Raw genomic sequence first — 16,478 nt, 5'->3', positions numbered from 1 at the left:
TCGAGAACATGACGCACGGCTGCAGCATGGGGCCGGTGACTTTCAGTGAGGTGGAGTCACCGGCCCCATATTTTAAACCCGTTTACAGGATTACAACCCTCTCCAAACGCAAAATCGCCCGGAAGAGACAACACCGTGTGGGTGTTTCTTCCGGGCGATTTTAGCGTGACGGGTTTTACGAACTATGCGGATGCACTAGCACCAGCGGGAGAAGCGCCGAAGACCGCTTCCTGTTCACGCACAATATCGAGGAGCTCGCGGATCTGCTTGATGTCGAGCACAGCGCTGGGGTTGAAGTAATTGATCTGAATACCCGGGGCATTGAGCTGTTCCGCGAGGGTCAGCACCTCAATCGCATGCGCTACACGCACCTCAATCGCAGGGTCGATAGCGGCAACTTCAATCGGCGAGGTGAACGCCAGCATATTCGTGGGGTTGCCTTCATCATCGGGGACGAATGCTGGCCCCTGTACCTTACTCTTGGGGTCAATCGCCACCACCAGAATAGAGTTTGGTGCCACCAACGAACCGAGAAGCTGCTGCATATTGTCGTTGATAAGAGCCATTTTCGCGCCGTCGTTACGGGGCGAGTTCACAACCCACTGCACCTGGGCGCGCTCAATATAGCATTCGTGGTTGGAACCCGGATCTATCGCAATCAGATCAAGGTCGGGGTTGCTCAAGAAATCCATGAAAATCTTGACGGCCGGTTCACGCAAAATCAGCTCGTCATCGTCGGAGTTTTCACGCATGTAGCTCTTCGAAACATACTCTGCCGACGAGAATACGCATAGCGCCTGCATCCCGTTTTCAAGGCGAATAACCTGGTAGCGCAGCTGCGATTCGGGACCAATATCAAGGTGCCCTGCGGGAACAATAGTTGAGCCGGAAGCATCCACGAGCAAATCGCCGCCGAGCATGGTGCGCACTACGTTAATGAGGGTTCGTTCTTTGACGTCCTTCTTGAAAGCTTCGAGTGCAGCGGCGAGGTAGGGATTGGGAACCTCGTAATCGGTTTCTTTATGCAAACCCGAAACATCACGAGCTCGACCGTGCATACGTTCGGTTGCCCAAGCGGGAATACGCTCGGAATCGCGCGGGAACATGTGCAGATGCTCGCGCACATCCGAAGCACTCAGGGTTCCTTCAGTACCCCAGTTCTCCGGTTCTTCGTCGCGGTTATAAGATGCCCCCACGCTGAACTTCGGTTCGGGCCAGTTATTGGCCGCCACCACCACAGATGCGGTAAACCAGGTGCCGCGGTTGCCGTCGTAGGCGGCGCGCTGGAGCTTGCGAAGATCGGGCAGTACGGGCGAATCTTCCTTGAGGGGACCCACCGAACCGATGTACTCTTCGCCGTCACGGAATTCACGCACGCGAATATAGACCTGCCCGGCGAGGGGTTTTACGTCGAGGATCATCTCGCTCCACCCGGGCTCAGCCTTGACGACATCAAGAAGCCAGCTACCGATACGGTTGAGCGCATCCTGGGTGCGGGCGGCTCTACTCGTCGGTTCAGAACGTCGGGTATCCGTCATGGTTTTCCATTCCTTTATCGTCAGCTTGCATCTTAGGTCCCGGCGGGAAGCTACCCGCTACTCTATTGATTTTAGCGAAGCATCCGCCGTCACGCCGATTTATAACGTCATGATAGGTTAGGGAACACACTTTTGCGTGTGTGTTCTAGCATCGGTTACCAAGTTGTCTCTTGTTCAAATTTTTTCTCCATCCGACCTATAAAATTGGTGCAGTTTGTGGGTACTCACACCAAAAAGGTTGTTACCCTTAACCTATGACGAATTCTTTGCAGGATCTTATTGACGCATCAATCTTTATCTCGACCGAATACCAGGCGCGGTTGGCTGAACTTATTGGGTCTGCTGACTACGATGTAAACTTCGCCGAACAGTCCCTCACGTTCAAGGCCGCCGATCCGGTGTCTTTTCAACCCTACCTGCTCGGTACCGAATCTGAAAACCGTGGAACCTGGATTTGGTCGTGGCAGCAATTGGGATATTTTCCAAATGCGGTAGTCTCAGCGGCGCTGCAGGCGCGAGATGCCGGTGAACGCGACTCAGTTCTGGAGCTGAGTACCGACGAAATTCCGCTCTCAGAGGGATTGGCGCGTCGCCTGACTTTGGCAACGAAAACGGTGACCGGTTTGTACGCTCACTATCCTCTGCCGTCGGGGTCTGTGCGGGCGTGGAGCCTGATTGACAGCCCCGAACTGACCCTGGATGCGCCCACGTACAAAGGTGTAGGGCGCGTGATTGCGAAGGCTCTGCAAAGCGAAGATATTCACGATCATCCACTCGCCGTTAATTCTTATGCACGTCAGCGCGGGTTCCATACCGCTTGGGATACCGAGGCCACCGTGGTGCTCACCATGACCGACGGCGCCCTGCGGCTGTGGTTCGATGAGGGGCGCATTAGCGGTATCGAGCGCGCGAAGCCCGAGGTTACCGCCCAAGAACTTGCGCAGCTTGCCGCAGAGGCTGAGCAGTACCGTGCGGAATTGGCGGCTGAACGCACCGAAGTTGAGCAGGCTGCCGCTGCCGAGGCTGCAGAGCAGGTGGCCCTGCGCGAGCAGCAGTCGGCAGAGCGTGCGGCGGCACGTGCCGAAGCCGAGCAGGCACCCGCCGTTCAGGAACCCGAGGAAGCCCAGACGCCTAAGGACGCACAGGCAGCAAAGAGCGCCCCCGCACAGGAAAATGCACAGCCGGAAGAAGCAGCACCGGCTCAGCCTCAGGCTCCCGCGGCGGCCGCAGATCACGCTGTACCCGCTGGCACAGCGCAGAAACCGGTGGCGGGTGTGCGCACGACCGAGAACCTCTACCCGGATACCGAGGCCCCTTTCGATCAGGATCCGCGCGAGGATTCCGAGCATGGTCGCGTAACGGTCAATACCCTCCCAGGCGATGTTGTTCCGAACGCTGGCGCTGCCGCAGCACAGACCGGCGCACCTGCGGGTCAGGCTAAGGCGGCGAAGCCCGGTGCCTCCGATGCCTCGAAGTCCCGCACATCGATCACCCCGCGCGCAGCTGGCAAACCCGGCGCGAGTGCAGGTCAGGGACAGGCAGCTCCTCAGCCCGGCGCACAGAAGCCCGCTGCGGCAGGTGCCCAGCAGCAGCCGAAGCAGGCGCCCAAACCTGCCGCTTCAGGTACCGACGCATCCGCACCGCAGACCGAGAGCACCCCGGCAACTGCAATTCCGGTGATCAAGCCCGCCGAGCAGAAGGCCGATCAGCACGAGGAACAGGAGCAGACTCAGGAAACCGGCAAGAAGAAGGGCTTCTTCTCGCGGTTCTTCGGTCTGTAGACAACGCGATATCAGCAGGCATACAGGGTCTTTAATCCGTACCTGCGGCATATTATCCTGACCTAGAAATTTCATCATTCCGGTGGGGCGCAACGCTGTATTATGTTGCGCCCCATCGGCGTTTAATAGGCAACTCCCCTCCGCCAGCCGATACCTCGCACTCGTGCAAGAGTGCGGTGAAGAGTAGAGTTGTTAGAAGTTCACATCTCATCTTTCGTTCACAGGTAGGGAGGAGCCCTCACACTATGGCGCAGAACGCTCACAGCGCTACAGCACCCGCATCAGGCACGGCGGCACACGCTGCACAGACCCGCAATGGTTTTATCTGCCTTTTTACCACCTACGCGATCTGGGGTATGCTGCCGCTGTATTTCTATCTCATGGCGTCTTCGTCTGCGCTGGAGATTGTGCTCTCGCGTGTGATTTTTTCGCTGGCGTTCTGCGCGGTTCTGCTCCCTATTTTTCGGTTGACCAAGCCATTTAACCGGGCGGTGCGTACTCCGCGCACTATGGGTATTTTGACGGTGGCGTCTTTGCTGATTGGCGCGAACTGGATGATCTATGTGTACTCCACCACGCACGGGCATACGATCGACATGTCGCTGGGGTATTTTATTAACCCGCTGGTCTCCGTGGCGTTGGGGGTCGTGTTCCTGCACGCAGCCGCTCGAAAAGTTCAGTGGATCGCTATTGGGATTTCGACCGTGGCGGTGCTGATTATGAGCGTGGTGTACGGACAGATTCCGTGGCTGGGTTTGGGTGTTGCCTTCACCTTCGGAACGTATGGGCTGCTCAAGGCGCGGGTGGGGTCGAGTGTGCATCCGGTGGTGTCGCTATCGCTTGAGACTTTTATTTTGCTTCCGGTGGCGCTCGTGGTGCTGTGGTGGATGAATACGCAGGGACAACTCACATTGTTTTCGCAAGGCCCCGGGCATTTCTGGCTGCTCGCTTCCACCGGCATTGTCACGGTAACTCCGCTGGTTCTTTTCTCGGCGGCGGCGCGGGCGCTGCCTCTGTCGGTGATCGGCATGGTGCAGTATATGGGCCCGACCATTCAGTTCTTCCTGGCGCTCTTCGTGCTGCACGATAGGATTACCCCGGATAAGTGGATTGGCTTATCTCTGATTTGGGTGGCTATCGTAATTTTCACGGTGGATGCGGTGCGCGCCTCACGCACCTCGCGCCCGTCGAAACTCACGGCGGTCGAGACCGGCATGATCCCTATTGTGCAGATTTCTCAGTCCTCTGAGGGTGGCGAAGACCGCGAGCAGAACTATCTTCTGGATGCGGTGCAGCTCTCGCCCGAAGACACCGAGGATTCTGCGGCGAACGCCCGCGATAAATCCTGAATTCTTGCCGTACATGCATAAAAGTGTTGGCATGAGGACCGATCAGAGTCCTCATGCCAACACTTTTTATTCGCGCCGAATGCGCGAGTATTCTATGTTTTTACGTGCCGGGCACGGTCCGCAGACCTGCCCGCGCGACGGTATTATTCGGTGGCTGCCTGCTCGACAGCATCATCCTCAGGTTCTTCGGGGTGCCTGCTCAGGTTTACGAGGGCAAACACCAGGCCTCCCCAGATAATGAGGATTGCCACGATCATCATAGCGATAGCTGCACCGCTCATTATGCCTCCTCACCCTGTGCTTTTGCGTGTGCTTTCAGCGCGGCATCGTCCACATGCGTGTGGGCGAGTTTACCGCCGATAACGGGCGGTGCCGGGGGTTCCTCGGCGGCGCGTGACTTATGCGACCACGGCAGGAATGAAATCACGATGGAGCCAACGATCAGGAGTACGACCATGCCCCAGCCGAAGATACCAAGCAAATCTGCAGGGTACCCTCCATGGGGTTCGGCAATTGTCTTCACGAGCGTGGAGATCAGGCTGTACCCCAGGATCAGCGGGGTAACGCCCGCCAAGAGAATCATCCAGATCCAACCCACTTTGAAGGAGGAAACAGAGTTTAGGTGCTCCCGCAGGATCGGCAGCGCCCGCACGCCATAGGTGATCACGACAATAGAGGTGAGGCCAGCGGCAAGAATGCCAAAGTTATTCACGAAGGTATCGAGTATATCCAGCATGTACAGACCGGATGCGGTGGGCATCAGCAGGGTCGAGATAATCGCCAACGGGATAATCACGATCATAGTCGAGGTCAGGCGTGAGGTGCCTGCTTTATCCTGTACACCGGCGATAATGACCTCAAGAATTGAGATGAGCGAGGTGAATCCTGCGAAGAGGAGCGAACCGAAGAACAGGAACCCGATGAGCGCTCCCGCCGGTGCCTGCGAAATAATGGTGGGAAAGGCAATGAAAGCCAAACCTATTCCTTCTTCGACAACTTTATCCACGGCGATGCCCTGTGCCTGCGCCATGAAGCCCAGCGCCGCGAACACGCCGATACCCGCCAGCAGCTCAAATCCGGAGTTGGCGAAGCCCACGACGGCACCCGAGCCGGTCAGGTCGGTCTTGGGCTTCAGGTAGGATGCGTAAGTCACCATAATGCCAAAACCAATGGAGAGCGAGAAGAAGATCTGTCCGTAGGCGGCGACCCACACCTCGCCATTGGTTAGCGCACCCCAGTTGGGAGTGAACAGAGTGTTCAGGCCGTTCATCGCGCCGGGCAGGGTGAGCGAGTACGCAACCAGACCCACGAACATAAAGATCAGCAGAGGCATAAACACCACATTGGCAGCACCCACGCCTTTTTGTACGCCCAGCGCCATGATGACGATCAGGGAAATCCACACCAGCACGAGCGGAATGAGAATGCCGGGGTTAAAGTCAAAGGAAAGCTTCGGATCCCCCACTTTCAGGAAGTCCTTCATGAAGAAAGTTTTCGCGTCGCTGCCCCATTCCTGGTTGAATGAGAAAATCATGTACCGCACTGCCCAGGCGATAACTGCGGCATAGTAGATGGCAATAACCGCGCTAATGCCCATATGCCACCAACCGATAAACTCGGTTTTGCGGTTGAGGCGGCGGAATGCCAACGGAGACGATGCGCGCCCGCGGTGGCCAATCGCGTAGTCGAAGAAGAGGAAGGTGAGGCCTGCGGTCAGCAACGCCACGATGTACGGGATCATGAAGGCGCCGCCACCGTTCTTGTAAGCAACAGCGGGGAAACGCCAAATATTTCCCAGACCAACAGCTGAGCCGATGGCGGCAAAAAGGAAGACCCTGCGGCTGGAGAAGCCTTCACGCTTCGCCGGGGTCTTGGCGGGTTTTGTACCCATGATAGTGGTTACCTCGGTCTAGATGTTCATGTATGCACGTCACGCGACGATGCGCCTTTAAGGGTAGACAGGGCATGTCGTTGTGAACGGAGGCGCGCTAGGGTTTGGGCGCGACTCTCCGGGTGCTCTGTGCTCTCAATGGTGTGTGGGCACAGACGTTCTTTAGGTTTACCTGATGTAGGCTATTTGGTCAATGATAGCCCATCATGTGGGATTCTGTGGGATTTATGAGGGGAATGTAACAGATAAACACAAGCATTTTTAAACTAAAGCTTCTCGACCTTCGGCCCTCACGGCCTCTCATGCCGAGCAGCAGGTGCATCCTGGAAGAGGCCGGATTTATCGGTACTTTTACGGCTCTCTACCTTTGGACTCCGCAAGATTCCCACCAGAATTACCGTGAATCCGCACAGCGGAGCAGCCCCGAGGGCGAGCTCGGTACGGCTCACCACATCCAGCGACACGTGCAGCAGGAGCAAGGCCAACGCAGCCGCACAAACCCAACCGCTCACATATAAACGGTGCATATTCAAGGCAATAGCCAGATTTCCGGCGAGCACAAGCAAGGCGATAATCGCGGATTCGAGGGTCAACATAGCAAGCATCAATCCGGGTGCAAGACCGGCATATTTAGAGTAGAAAATGTCAAAGAGAAAAGGTCCGATAAGATAGGCAAGCAGTGCACCGAAACCGCCGATTCCCAGGACCCACAGACACGGGCGTGCTAAAGCGCGCAGTGGGTGATCTTGGTGCTTTAAGAAAGCCGATATGGCGACCCCTTGAAAGGCCTGAAGCGGCATCATAATCGGCGAACGTGTAACACCAATAGCGGCAACCAAGGCATTGAACTGTGCGCTTTGATCCTGCGTTGTGAACTGTAAGAAAAAGGGGAACGCCGTCATAAGAATCGATGCACCGGCGGATGAAAGCATGAGCATCACAATATTTCGTGCATACCGCCGCGAACTAACATCAATGCTCGCGTGCCAGACGCGCCGCCCAGTGCGTGAAAATACGACGCACGGAAGCCAGATCAGCGAAGCAACAACCACGGCGGTCTCAAATCCGAGCAGGTGCCATGACAACATCACCGCCGCCAGTGTTGCCGCCAAACGTATCAGTGCCTCACCACTGCCTAAAGCGGCGTAAAAATACCAGGAATCCCGCCCTGCGGATGCACCGCTAACCGCAGCATAGACGGCGTACATCACGACGCCGAACGCTATCAGTACAACACTCATCTGCGGGTAGGAGGGGAAAGCGGAGGACCACAGCGGTGAAGTCATGACGACGATCGCGGCAATACCCAGGCCTAACAGGGCTGCCACGGCGGAATATGAAAGTCTATTTGTGTGTGTTCGTGATTCCGGATTCTGCAGAAGGGACGCCCCGACTGCCCGCGTTGTCTCCTGCTGAATAGCGCCGGTTATGCCGTAAATTCCGAACACGAGAGGCCAGAATGCGGACTGAAACTGCCTAAACTCACTCTGCGATAAAAAGTACGCAGCAATAACCGATATAGCAAACGTTGCCGCAGCCGCTATGACCGAACTGAGGAATATTGCGGCAGATTGATATGCGGTAACGGTTTTGTGGGCCATAGTTTCCCTTAAAGAACTCTATCGAGTTCAGCTCCACCTGGGCGTGCTTCACACACTACGCTGCATCGATATACACATTCTCGTGAATAAATTTTCCTGAAGCAACCGTATCACGCGGTTTAGCCCTCGCGATGCACCACGGCATGCGCGAAGGATTCCAGCGCCGCCTTCGCGGTGGAATCCGGCAGCGGCGCAATGGCTGCAATCGCGCGATCCGCCCAATCATAGGCTATCTGCCACGCTTCCTGCGTGACCGGATGCGCGGCGAGCGCGGATACGGCGGCGGCAAGCGCATCGTCACTCGAGAGGTCTGCCTCAATGAGTGTTCGAACCTGACGGGCTGATTCGTCCCCGGCCTCTGCGGCACGGTTGAGCAGGATGGTCGGCAGGGTCGGCACACCCTCACGCAGATCGGTGCCCTGGGTTTTCCCGGAGGATGCACCATCGCTGACGATATCAATCACATCATCGGCGAGCTGGAATGCCACGCCCACGAGTTCGCCGTAGGTGGCGAGCATCTGAATAACCTCTTCGGAGGCGCCCGCCAAGAGTGAGCCGTACTCCCCCGCCGCCGCGATCAGCGAGCCGGTTTTCCCTTCGATCACGGAGATATAGTGATCGAGAATATCCTGGTTTTCGCGTACACCGGTTGTTTCGTAGAGCTGTCCCAGCACCAGGCGTTCGAAGGTTTGCGCCTGAATTTTCATGGGTCGCGTGCCCAGATCGGAGACCAGCAGCGAGGCACGCGAGAAAATGAGGTCGCCCGTCAGGATGGCGACGGAATTTCCCCAAATGGTCTGGGCGGTATCGACTCCGCGGCGTTTGGGGGCTTCGTCCATCACGTCGTCGTGGTAGAGGGTTGCCAGGTGGGTGAGTTCGACGACCACTGCGGCCTCAATCACGTCGTCGTTAATCTGTCCGTCCACGGCGGCGGCAAGCAGAGTCAAGAGGGGACGCACGCGCTTTCCACCGGCGAGCAGTAAGTGTCGGGCGGCAACATCTGCGAGCTTATCGGTGTAACTGATAGCCTCGGCAAGCCGCTCTTCAATCCGCGACAGAGAGGTAAGAATCTGAGGGCCAAGCTGCGGGTCGGACGCAATGAGCTCAAACCCGGCGGGCAGGTTGAAATCGAGTCCTGCCATCAGGTCGGTGGCTGCAATGGATTGCTCTGAGGTGCTCACGATGCCTTCTTCGGTGTGTTGGTGCGTAGCTGTATGCTGTGTGTTGCTCAATGATGATGTGCTGAGTGTTAGTTTTGGGGTTTGAAGCCACGATGAATGGCAACAATTCCGCCGCTGAGATTACGATATTTGACGTCCTGCCAGCCCGCCTGTGCGAACTTGTGGGCAAGGGTTCTCTGATCCGGCCAATCGATAATCGACTCCGCCAAATATACATAGGATTCCGGGTTTGAGGAGATCGCGCGCGCTACGGGCGGTATCGCCTTCATAATGTATTCCTTATATACCTTACCGAAAGGGGCGAAGGTTGGGGTTGAGAATTCCAGCACCACGATGCGCCCGCCGGGCTTAGTAACCCGGTACAGTTCGCTCAGCGCACGGGGGTAATCCGCAACGTTACGCAAACCGTAGGACATGGTGACCGCATCGAAGCTGTCGTCCTCGAAAGGAAGGTCGGTAACATCCGCCCGTACGAAGGTCATATCGGGGCGGCGTTTGCGCCCGACCTCCAGCATCCCTTCGGAAAGGTCCGCGGCGATAACATCAATCCCGGCGTCGGCGAAAGGCTCGGATGAGGTTCCGGTACCGGCGGCAACGTCGAGGACTTTCTGCCCGGGATGCGCATCCACGGCGGCGACGGTCTGCTTACGCCAGTAGATGTGCCGTCCCAGCGACAAGATGCCGTTCATCAGGTCGTAGCGCTTCGCGACGGTGTCAAACATGGCGGCGATATCGCCGGTCTTCTTGTCAAGGGTTGCGCGGGTACCCTGAACATTTTTCTCTACGTTGCTCACGCCTTCAATTGTGGCATGTTCTACCGCCCGTGGGGTAGTTGAGCACCTCCTGATACGTCATCTGAGGTGGCGAACACTTTAACTCACGAAAATATGCACTCTTGTTCCCGGTGTTGCGCACGTGCAGCACGTTTCTCCCGCCGTCCGCTGCGGCGCGGCAGCATTCCTGGTTTTATGCATACTATGCATACATAATTCGTCATTTCCCCAGAAAAATAGTGAATATTTATAGGCATACTTGCATTCTTTATCGTGCAGGTGCACAATGGAAAACATCAAAATTTTCTACACACGGAGCACACCATGTCGATTTTCACCGCAAAACCCAACCTCAAAAAGTCCCTCGCACTCCTCGCGCTCGCACCCCTCGTCCTCACCGGATGCGTCTCAACTGCATCCGACGGCGAAAACGGAGAGGTAAACCTTATCAACAACGGAGTCCTCACCGTCTGCACCAACACCCCCTACATGCCCTTCGAATACGAAGAAAACGGAAAAATCGTAGGTATCGATGCAGATATAGCAAACGCTATCGCCAAAGACCTGGGCGCAGAAGCAAAGCTCACCTCCATCAGCTTTGAAGGCCTCGATTCGGGCACCGGGCTCACCAGCGGACAATGCGATATTGCGCTCGCGGGTATCAGCGTGACCGACGAGCGGAAATCCAAGATGGAATTCACCGATGTCTACTTCGAAGACAACCAAGCGATTCTGGTTCCTAAAAACTCTAAGATCTCCTCCGTCGAAGATCTTAAGAACGCCAAAGTCGGCGCTCAGCAGGCAACCAGCGGCGAATCCTATGCCAAAGAAAAAGGCGCGGATGTTGTGCAGTACGAGGACAACGAGCTCATGTTCTCGGCATTGAAGACCGGTCAGGTGCAGGCCGTCTCGGCAAACCTCTCGGTTATTTCTGAGGCGCTAACCAAAGACCCCGACTCTTTCAAGATCGCCTACCAGACCTCGGAAAACGCCGACCAGATTGCCGGTGCGGTAGCCCCCGAAAAGAAAGCCCTGCTGGATAAAGCAAATAAGACAATTCAGCAGCTCAAGTCCAGCGGCGAACTCGATAAGATCAAGGAAAAGTGGACCAAGGCTAAGTCTTCGTCCTCATCCGCATCTTCATCCAGCGCAAACTAACCGCGATTAGCGCGGTGCGCGTTCGTTCGCTAACGTGCTCCGCGCATCCTGAATATCACGATCAACACAGACTACGTTAGTGTAACGATGGCACAGAATAAACTATCTCCCCGCAAAAAACAGGCGATGTTCCGGTACTCCCAGTACGCTCTGCTGGCGGTTATCGCGGTTCTTATTATTGCCCTTGCCGACTGGAAAACGCTTTCCAGCCAGGTATTCAACCTTGAGGTTGCGCAAAAGCAGTTCCCGAACGTTATTACGGTAGCGCTCAAGAATACTCTGATCTACACGGCCCTGGGTTTCGCCGTAGGTCTAAGCCTTGGTCTTATCCTGGCACTCATGCGTATCTCATCGATCGCACCCTATCGGTGGTTGGCGACAATCTATGTCGAAATTTTCCGTGGCATTCCGGCGCTCTTGGTGTTCTTTGCCTTCGGTTACGGCATTCCCCTAGCCTTCAAAATCCGGTTTGTCGATAACCTCATTCCGGTAACACTCTCCCTTGGGCTGGTGTCCTCTGCCTATATTAGCGAGGTGCTGCGTGCCGGCCTACAGGCGGTTCCGAAGGGCCAGTATGAGGCGGCACGGTCGCTGGGCATGTCGCACACCCGGGCGATGCTCTCGGTAATTATTCCGCAGGCATTCCGCATCGTGCTCCCCCCGCTGACTAACGAAGTTATTCTGCTGACCAAGGATTCCTCGCTCGTGTACCTGCTGGGTGTACAAATCGCGCAGTACGAGCTGGCGAAATTCGGGCGTGAAGGTATTACCGCATCCGGCGCGGGGCTCACTCCCCTGGTGGTTGCCGGCCTGTGCTACCTGATTATTACCGTGCCGCTGGGGCAGCTATCCGCATATTTTGAGAAGCGCACGGGCGCATCACGCAAATAACCACGACAAAGACTTTGGGAGATTGTCATGACTGACACAGTAACATCGGCGGCATCGGTGAGCATCACGGGGCTACACAAGTCTTATGGCAAAAACGAGGTGCTGCGCGGTATTGATATTCAGGTTGAACCGGGCGAGGTCGTCTGCCTAATCGGCCCTTCGGGGTCAGGTAAATCAACACTTCTGCGATGCGTAAACCTGCTCGAAGAGCCCAACGCAGGAACCATTACCGTGGGCGGTGTCGAGGTAACCGATCCGGACGCCGATATTAACGCCTTGCGCACCCGCATGGGCATGGTGTTTCAGCAGTTCAACCTGTTTGGGCATCTGAGCGTGCTTGATAACTGCACGATTGCCCAGATTAAGGTCTTGGGGCGCGATCGTCCAACGGCAGAGAAGATTGCCCGCGAACAGCTGGCAAAAGTGGGGCTGGCAGATAAGGAAAATGCCTACCCGAGTAAACTTTCGGGCGGCCAGCAGCAGCGTGTGGCGATCGCTAGGGCGCTGTCGATGAACCCCGAACTCATGCTCTTCGACGAGCCGACAAGCGCGCTCGACCCCGAAATGGTGGGCGATGTCCTTACGATTATGCGTGATCTCGCCGACGAAGGCATGACGATGATCGTGGTGACCCACGAGATGAGCTTCGCCCGCGATGTCGCCGATAAGGTCGTCTTCATGGCAGATGGCGTGGTCGTCGAAGAGGGACCCGCCGAGCGGGTGATCGGCAGCCCGCAACATGAACGTACCAAAACATTCCTGGCGCGTGTGCTTGATCCCACCCACGTGGATGAAACCCCCGCAGATCAGGATGCGGCAGCAAACGCCTAGTCCGTTTGCCCTGTTTCAGACCAGCCCCGCAGATACGTTTTCCTCCAAGTGCTCCGTGAGGAAGGTATCTGCGGGGTTTTTACCGTTTCACAGAAAACCTGCTCATAACAGCTTTGCCTGTTGGGGAGAATATACGACAATGTCCCGTATCCGTCGCTGGATACGGGACATTACCGTGCTTAAAGGGATTTATTTATTTCTAAGGCGTTGTGCCCTAGACCTGTTCAACCTCAATAGTGATATTAGGCTCCGGATGTGATTCTCCGGTCAGCATAATGACCATCAAGGTCGAGTCTTCGAGTGCCGTGACCGAGTGCAACAGCTTTGCCGTGGTGTGGATGATTTTACCGGGTTCCAGAATAATACTCTGCCCCTTGGCGCTGTAATCAACCTTGCCTTTAAGCACCTGCACAATCACCGGATGTACACTGTGGTGTTCGTGCCAAGATTGACCGCCTGCCAGCTCCATCAGGGTGATGCTGCCACCATCGGCATCAAGAAGTTTCTTCGCCTGCGGCTTAGTCTCAAAGGGGGTAAGAACTTCGGTGAGCTGTGGGAAAACAATCACACGCCCTTCGTGAGTACCCGCCATGAGTTCTAACCTTTCGCCGATGATGGTTGTTCTTTTAGGATACGAACGTCCTAAAATCTGCATGAACTGTACTAAATTCTATGCCTGTGTTAGGGGCTAGGCAAAAAGTGACGCATATATTTCATAACGTGATACGAATACGTCCTTAGTATTCCCACACGCGCGTATAGGGAGAAGATACCTGGTTACGCGGGCGCAGAAGCCGCACCAGTATCGCCGTGGTGCCCGTGCTAACCGCCAAAATCAGGCAGGTTGAGGCAACGAACACTCCCCCGGGCATGGTGGAAAACATGGTGACCGCATACATCGCGACCGCGCAGAACGAGAGGAACAGGCTTGCAATCGTCAGCAGAGGCACCGCGATGGCTCCCACCACGCGAGGGGTCGGTGCGTTAAATTCTGCACGGCGCAGGTACCGAAGAACGCCCAAGCCGAGAACGGTCCAGAGAGCAACTACCAAAATCGCGCTGATAACATCCGCTGGGCGATGCCAGCCGTTAATAATGGTAGATGCGCCCGTAGCGCAGGTCGCCATCGCCGCCAAGACCGCAATCGTGGGTCGAAGCGCGCGAGGCGCTGCGATAAACAGAGCGGCACCTGCAGAAGCGGCGAATGCCGTATGTCCGCTCGGCGCGGAGTTCAAGAGGGCTTCCTGAATACCGAAATTAGGCTTGGTAATCACATAATTCTTGAGGACGTGGACGCTCAAACACGCGCCCGTGCCCGCAAGAATACCCACAATAGCGGGCAGGATGCGGTGCTTCCAGATCAGCCCAATAATAATGCCGATCACCGCGATTACGCCGGTAATTGTCGGCAGGTTATCGAGAGCCGCCAGGGTGGGACGCTGGTATTCCGCGAACTGGCTGGCATATTCGGTAAACGCATTTTCGTCGAGCTGCTGCCCGGTACGGCTGTAAATGAAGAACTGGAACGTGGCGTAGAGCAGGGCACCGAACAGCACCATGACACCCAAATGCTGCGCCACAACCTTGGTACTTGGCGGATCATTAGGAATGGGCGCTTCTGCGGGAACACCTGCCCCGGGGGCCGCAGGGTTCGGGTGAGCACCGTATCCGGCATAGTTCGCGGCGCCCATCGTCTGGTTAGCGGCGTGCGGATGAGCGGCGGCACTGTACTGCGTGCCCTGGGGCGCAGTCTGCATACCGGGAGCACCCATTGGCATGGCGACCGTGGCAGGGTAATCATCCGAAGGGGTTATATCCGGCTGCACACGGGTTTGCGGCTGGGCGGCACGCGTGTGCTGAACGTAGTGAGCACGCGGATCCTGCGATGCGCTGATGGCTTCGGTCGGAGAATCGTCAAGAGCGTCGAGGGCTACCGTGTCGGAGCCTTCATGGGGTTTAGGCGCCTCGTGCGGGTTCGGGATGGCGCGGGTTACGTCCGTGTCTGGTGAGGAAGATGGCAGATCCTGAAGCTCCAGAAATTCGGTCGCGTCATCATCGGTTTCATAGGAGGATTGGATGCTCGATAACGGAACCGTCGCGTCGACATCGGCACTGTCGTTATCGGCTAGAGTCTGAGGGGATAGAATACGCGTAGCATCGTCCGTGTCATTTGAGGTACTGGTATGGCGAGGAACATGACCACGCGATGTGTGAGGACCCTGTGACATACTTTTTCCCTCCAAAATGTCTGTGATGCGGTGTCTGTAAACACGACATAGAAAACACTATCTCAGGTTAAGCTATGAAAAATACGTGTTTTCTAAATTCCAAGCTGGGAGTTTACCGAGAATACCTTAAGGAGAAACGCCATGTCATCCGTGCCGCCGCTAGGATACGGGTTCATCACTGAGGGCTTAGCTTTGCCGCCGTTAGAGCAGGTTTTACGCGCCGTTCGAGTGGTTGATATTCCCATGCGGGTGACCTTCCGCTCAGTCAATCGGCGCCAGAGTGCGCTGATACAGGGTCCCGCCGGATGGGGCGAGTTCGCGCCGTTTTTAGAGTATGACGATCATGAGGCGGCGGCATGGTTAGCCTGTGCGTTAGAGTCCGCCTGGCTGGGGGCGCCGCCCGTTCGGCGAGCCACTATTCCGGTAAACGCAACCCTTCCCGCAGTGAGCGCCGAGCGGGTTCCCGAAGTGCTGAACAACTATCGTGGAACCATCCACGAGCTTAAAATCAAGGTTGCCGAGAAGGGGCAGACTCTCGACGATGATATTGCCCGCGTTGCGGCGGCGCGGCGTGCCCTCCCGAATGCACGGTTGAAGGTGGACGCTAATGCGGGGTGGAGCGTACCTGAAGCTCTCGAAGCCCTTGCGGCGCTGAACAAGTACGATCTGCTTTATGCCGAGCAGCCCGTCGCCACGGTTGATGAGCTTGCGCAGGTGCGTGCCCTGGTGCGCGAGCACAGTCTTTCGATGCTTATCGCCGCCGACGAATCCGTGCGTAAGGCTAGTGACCCTCTCAAGGTGGCGCAGGCGCACGCCGCCGATGTGCTGATCGTCAAGGCGGCGCCTTTAGGCGGGGTTCGGCGCGCGCTAAAGATCGTTGAACAGGCAGCTTTACCCGCGGTGGTGTCTTCGGCGCTGGAATCTTCCGTAGGTATCGCGACCGGTGTGTCTCTGGCGGCGGCTCTGCCGGATCTTCCCTATGCGTGCGGGCTGAGTACGGTCTCGCTAATGAGCACCGATGTGACCGAAAATTCGCTGCTTGCTCGCGATGGCGAGCTCGAAGTGCGGCCGGTTGCGCCTACGGAATCAGCGCTGAGGCACGTTAAAGCAGAGAGCGAAGTACAGGATACCTGGATGGAGCGCATCCGACGGTGCTACCTGGTGCTTCAGGAAACCTTGCCCACGAGTCTTTAGCCAGGTATGTTCTGAACGTTCTGGTCAGTGTTCTGGGGGCTAACTGCCCGTTTAGGGACCCC

The 16,478-nt window shown here is 56.5% G+C and carries 14 protein-coding genes; 6 read left to right on the top strand and 8 right to left on the bottom strand.

Features of this window, described 5'->3' with window-relative positions:
• Positions 1-182: 182 nt before the first annotated feature.
• Positions 183-1,538, bottom strand: coding sequence for an SseB family protein (locus tag HMPREF2958_RS04945; RefSeq protein WP_004005397.1), 1,356 nt, complete (start codon positions 1,536-1,538; stop codon positions 183-185).
• A 254-nt stretch (positions 1,539-1,792) separates the two neighbouring features.
• Here HMPREF2958_RS04945 and HMPREF2958_RS04940 point away from each other — a divergent pair, with 254 nt between their 5' ends.
• Both HMPREF2958_RS04940 and rarD read left to right on the top strand, forming a co-directional pair.
• Positions 1,793-3,319, top strand: coding sequence for a DUF6882 domain-containing protein (locus HMPREF2958_RS04940; RefSeq protein WP_070536510.1), 1,527 nt, complete (start codon positions 1,793-1,795; stop codon positions 3,317-3,319).
• 245 nt (positions 3,320-3,564) lie between these two features.
• Positions 3,565-4,668, top strand: a complete 1,104-nt coding sequence (gene rarD, locus HMPREF2958_RS04935) for an EamA family transporter RarD (RefSeq protein ID WP_070697066.1) — start codon at positions 3,565-3,567, stop codon at positions 4,666-4,668.
• Positions 4,669-4,811: 143 nt separating this feature from the next.
• On the opposite strand, the gene HMPREF2958_RS10720 is transcribed toward rarD, so the two are convergent.
• The 5 genes from HMPREF2958_RS10720 to HMPREF2958_RS04915 form a co-directional block, all read right to left on the bottom strand.
• Positions 4,812-4,949, bottom strand: coding sequence for a methionine/alanine import family NSS transporter small subunit (locus HMPREF2958_RS10720; RefSeq protein ID WP_080513847.1), 138 nt, complete (start codon positions 4,947-4,949; stop codon positions 4,812-4,814).
• On the bottom strand, positions 4,949-6,559 hold the full coding sequence (locus HMPREF2958_RS04930) for a sodium-dependent transporter (RefSeq protein ID WP_070536514.1): 1,611 nt from the start codon (positions 6,557-6,559) through the stop codon (positions 4,949-4,951). Before HMPREF2958_RS04930 ends, HMPREF2958_RS10720 begins: the two co-directional genes overlap by 1 nt.
• 290 nt (positions 6,560-6,849) lie before the next feature.
• Positions 6,850-8,160 (bottom strand): hypothetical protein, encoded by a 1,311-nt coding sequence (locus HMPREF2958_RS04925; protein WP_048754343.1) that lies wholly within the window; start codon positions 8,158-8,160, stop codon positions 6,850-6,852.
• 119 nt (positions 8,161-8,279) lie between these two features.
• Positions 8,280-9,341 carry a polyprenyl synthetase family protein gene (locus HMPREF2958_RS04920; RefSeq protein ID WP_048754344.1) on the bottom strand — a complete coding sequence of 354 codons (1,062 nt, stop codon included), beginning with the start codon at positions 9,339-9,341 and terminating at the stop codon, positions 8,280-8,282.
• 68 nt (positions 9,342-9,409) lie between these two features.
• The gene (locus HMPREF2958_RS04915) at positions 9,410-10,135 is read right to left on the bottom strand and encodes a demethylmenaquinone methyltransferase (RefSeq protein ID WP_004005403.1); all 726 of its coding nucleotides are present in this window, start codon (positions 10,133-10,135) and stop codon (positions 9,410-9,412) included.
• Between the two features lie 303 nt (positions 10,136-10,438).
• Between HMPREF2958_RS04915 and HMPREF2958_RS04910 the strand changes: the two genes are divergently transcribed.
• The 3 genes from HMPREF2958_RS04910 to HMPREF2958_RS04900 all read left to right on the top strand — a co-directional run bounded on the left by HMPREF2958_RS04910 (position 10,439) and on the right by HMPREF2958_RS04900 (position 12,994).
• Positions 10,439-11,272, top strand: coding sequence for an ABC transporter substrate-binding protein (locus HMPREF2958_RS04910; protein WP_070697064.1), 834 nt, complete (start codon positions 10,439-10,441; stop codon positions 11,270-11,272).
• 87 nt (positions 11,273-11,359) lie between these two features.
• Positions 11,360-12,163 carry an amino acid ABC transporter permease gene (locus tag HMPREF2958_RS04905; RefSeq protein WP_013397707.1) on the top strand — a complete coding sequence of 268 codons (804 nt, stop codon included), beginning with the start codon at positions 11,360-11,362 and terminating at the stop codon, positions 12,161-12,163.
• A gap of 27 nt (positions 12,164-12,190) precedes the next feature.
• A complete protein-coding gene (locus tag HMPREF2958_RS04900) occupies positions 12,191-12,994 on the top strand; it encodes an amino acid ABC transporter ATP-binding protein (protein ID WP_070697062.1) in 804 nt (267 codons plus the stop codon).
• 214 nt (positions 12,995-13,208) lie between these two features.
• Here HMPREF2958_RS04900 and HMPREF2958_RS04895 read toward each other — a convergent pair whose 3' ends face one another.
• Positions 13,209-13,586 (bottom strand): cupin domain-containing protein, encoded by a 378-nt coding sequence (locus HMPREF2958_RS04895; RefSeq protein WP_238382373.1) that lies wholly within the window; start codon positions 13,584-13,586, stop codon positions 13,209-13,211.
• Positions 13,587-13,731: 145 nt separating this feature from the next.
• Positions 13,732-15,222 carry a phosphatase PAP2 family protein gene (locus HMPREF2958_RS11150; RefSeq protein WP_246828039.1) on the bottom strand — a complete coding sequence of 497 codons (1,491 nt, stop codon included), beginning with the start codon at positions 15,220-15,222 and terminating at the stop codon, positions 13,732-13,734.
• A 141-nt stretch (positions 15,223-15,363) separates the two neighbouring features.
• Between HMPREF2958_RS11150 and HMPREF2958_RS04885 the strand changes: the two genes are divergently transcribed.
• Positions 15,364-16,416: an o-succinylbenzoate synthase gene (locus HMPREF2958_RS04885; protein ID WP_070697060.1), complete on the top strand. Its 1,053-nt coding sequence runs from the start codon at positions 15,364-15,366 to the stop codon at positions 16,414-16,416.
• The last annotated feature ends 62 nt before the right edge of the window (positions 16,417-16,478 follow it).

The organism is Rothia sp. HMSC036D11, assembly GCF_001814205.1.
Taxonomy (GTDB): domain Bacteria; phylum Actinomycetota; class Actinomycetes; order Actinomycetales; family Micrococcaceae; genus Rothia; species Rothia dentocariosa.
The sequence above is the reverse complement of the archived record's forward strand: the minus strand, read 5'-3'. Positions and strand labels throughout refer to the sequence as shown.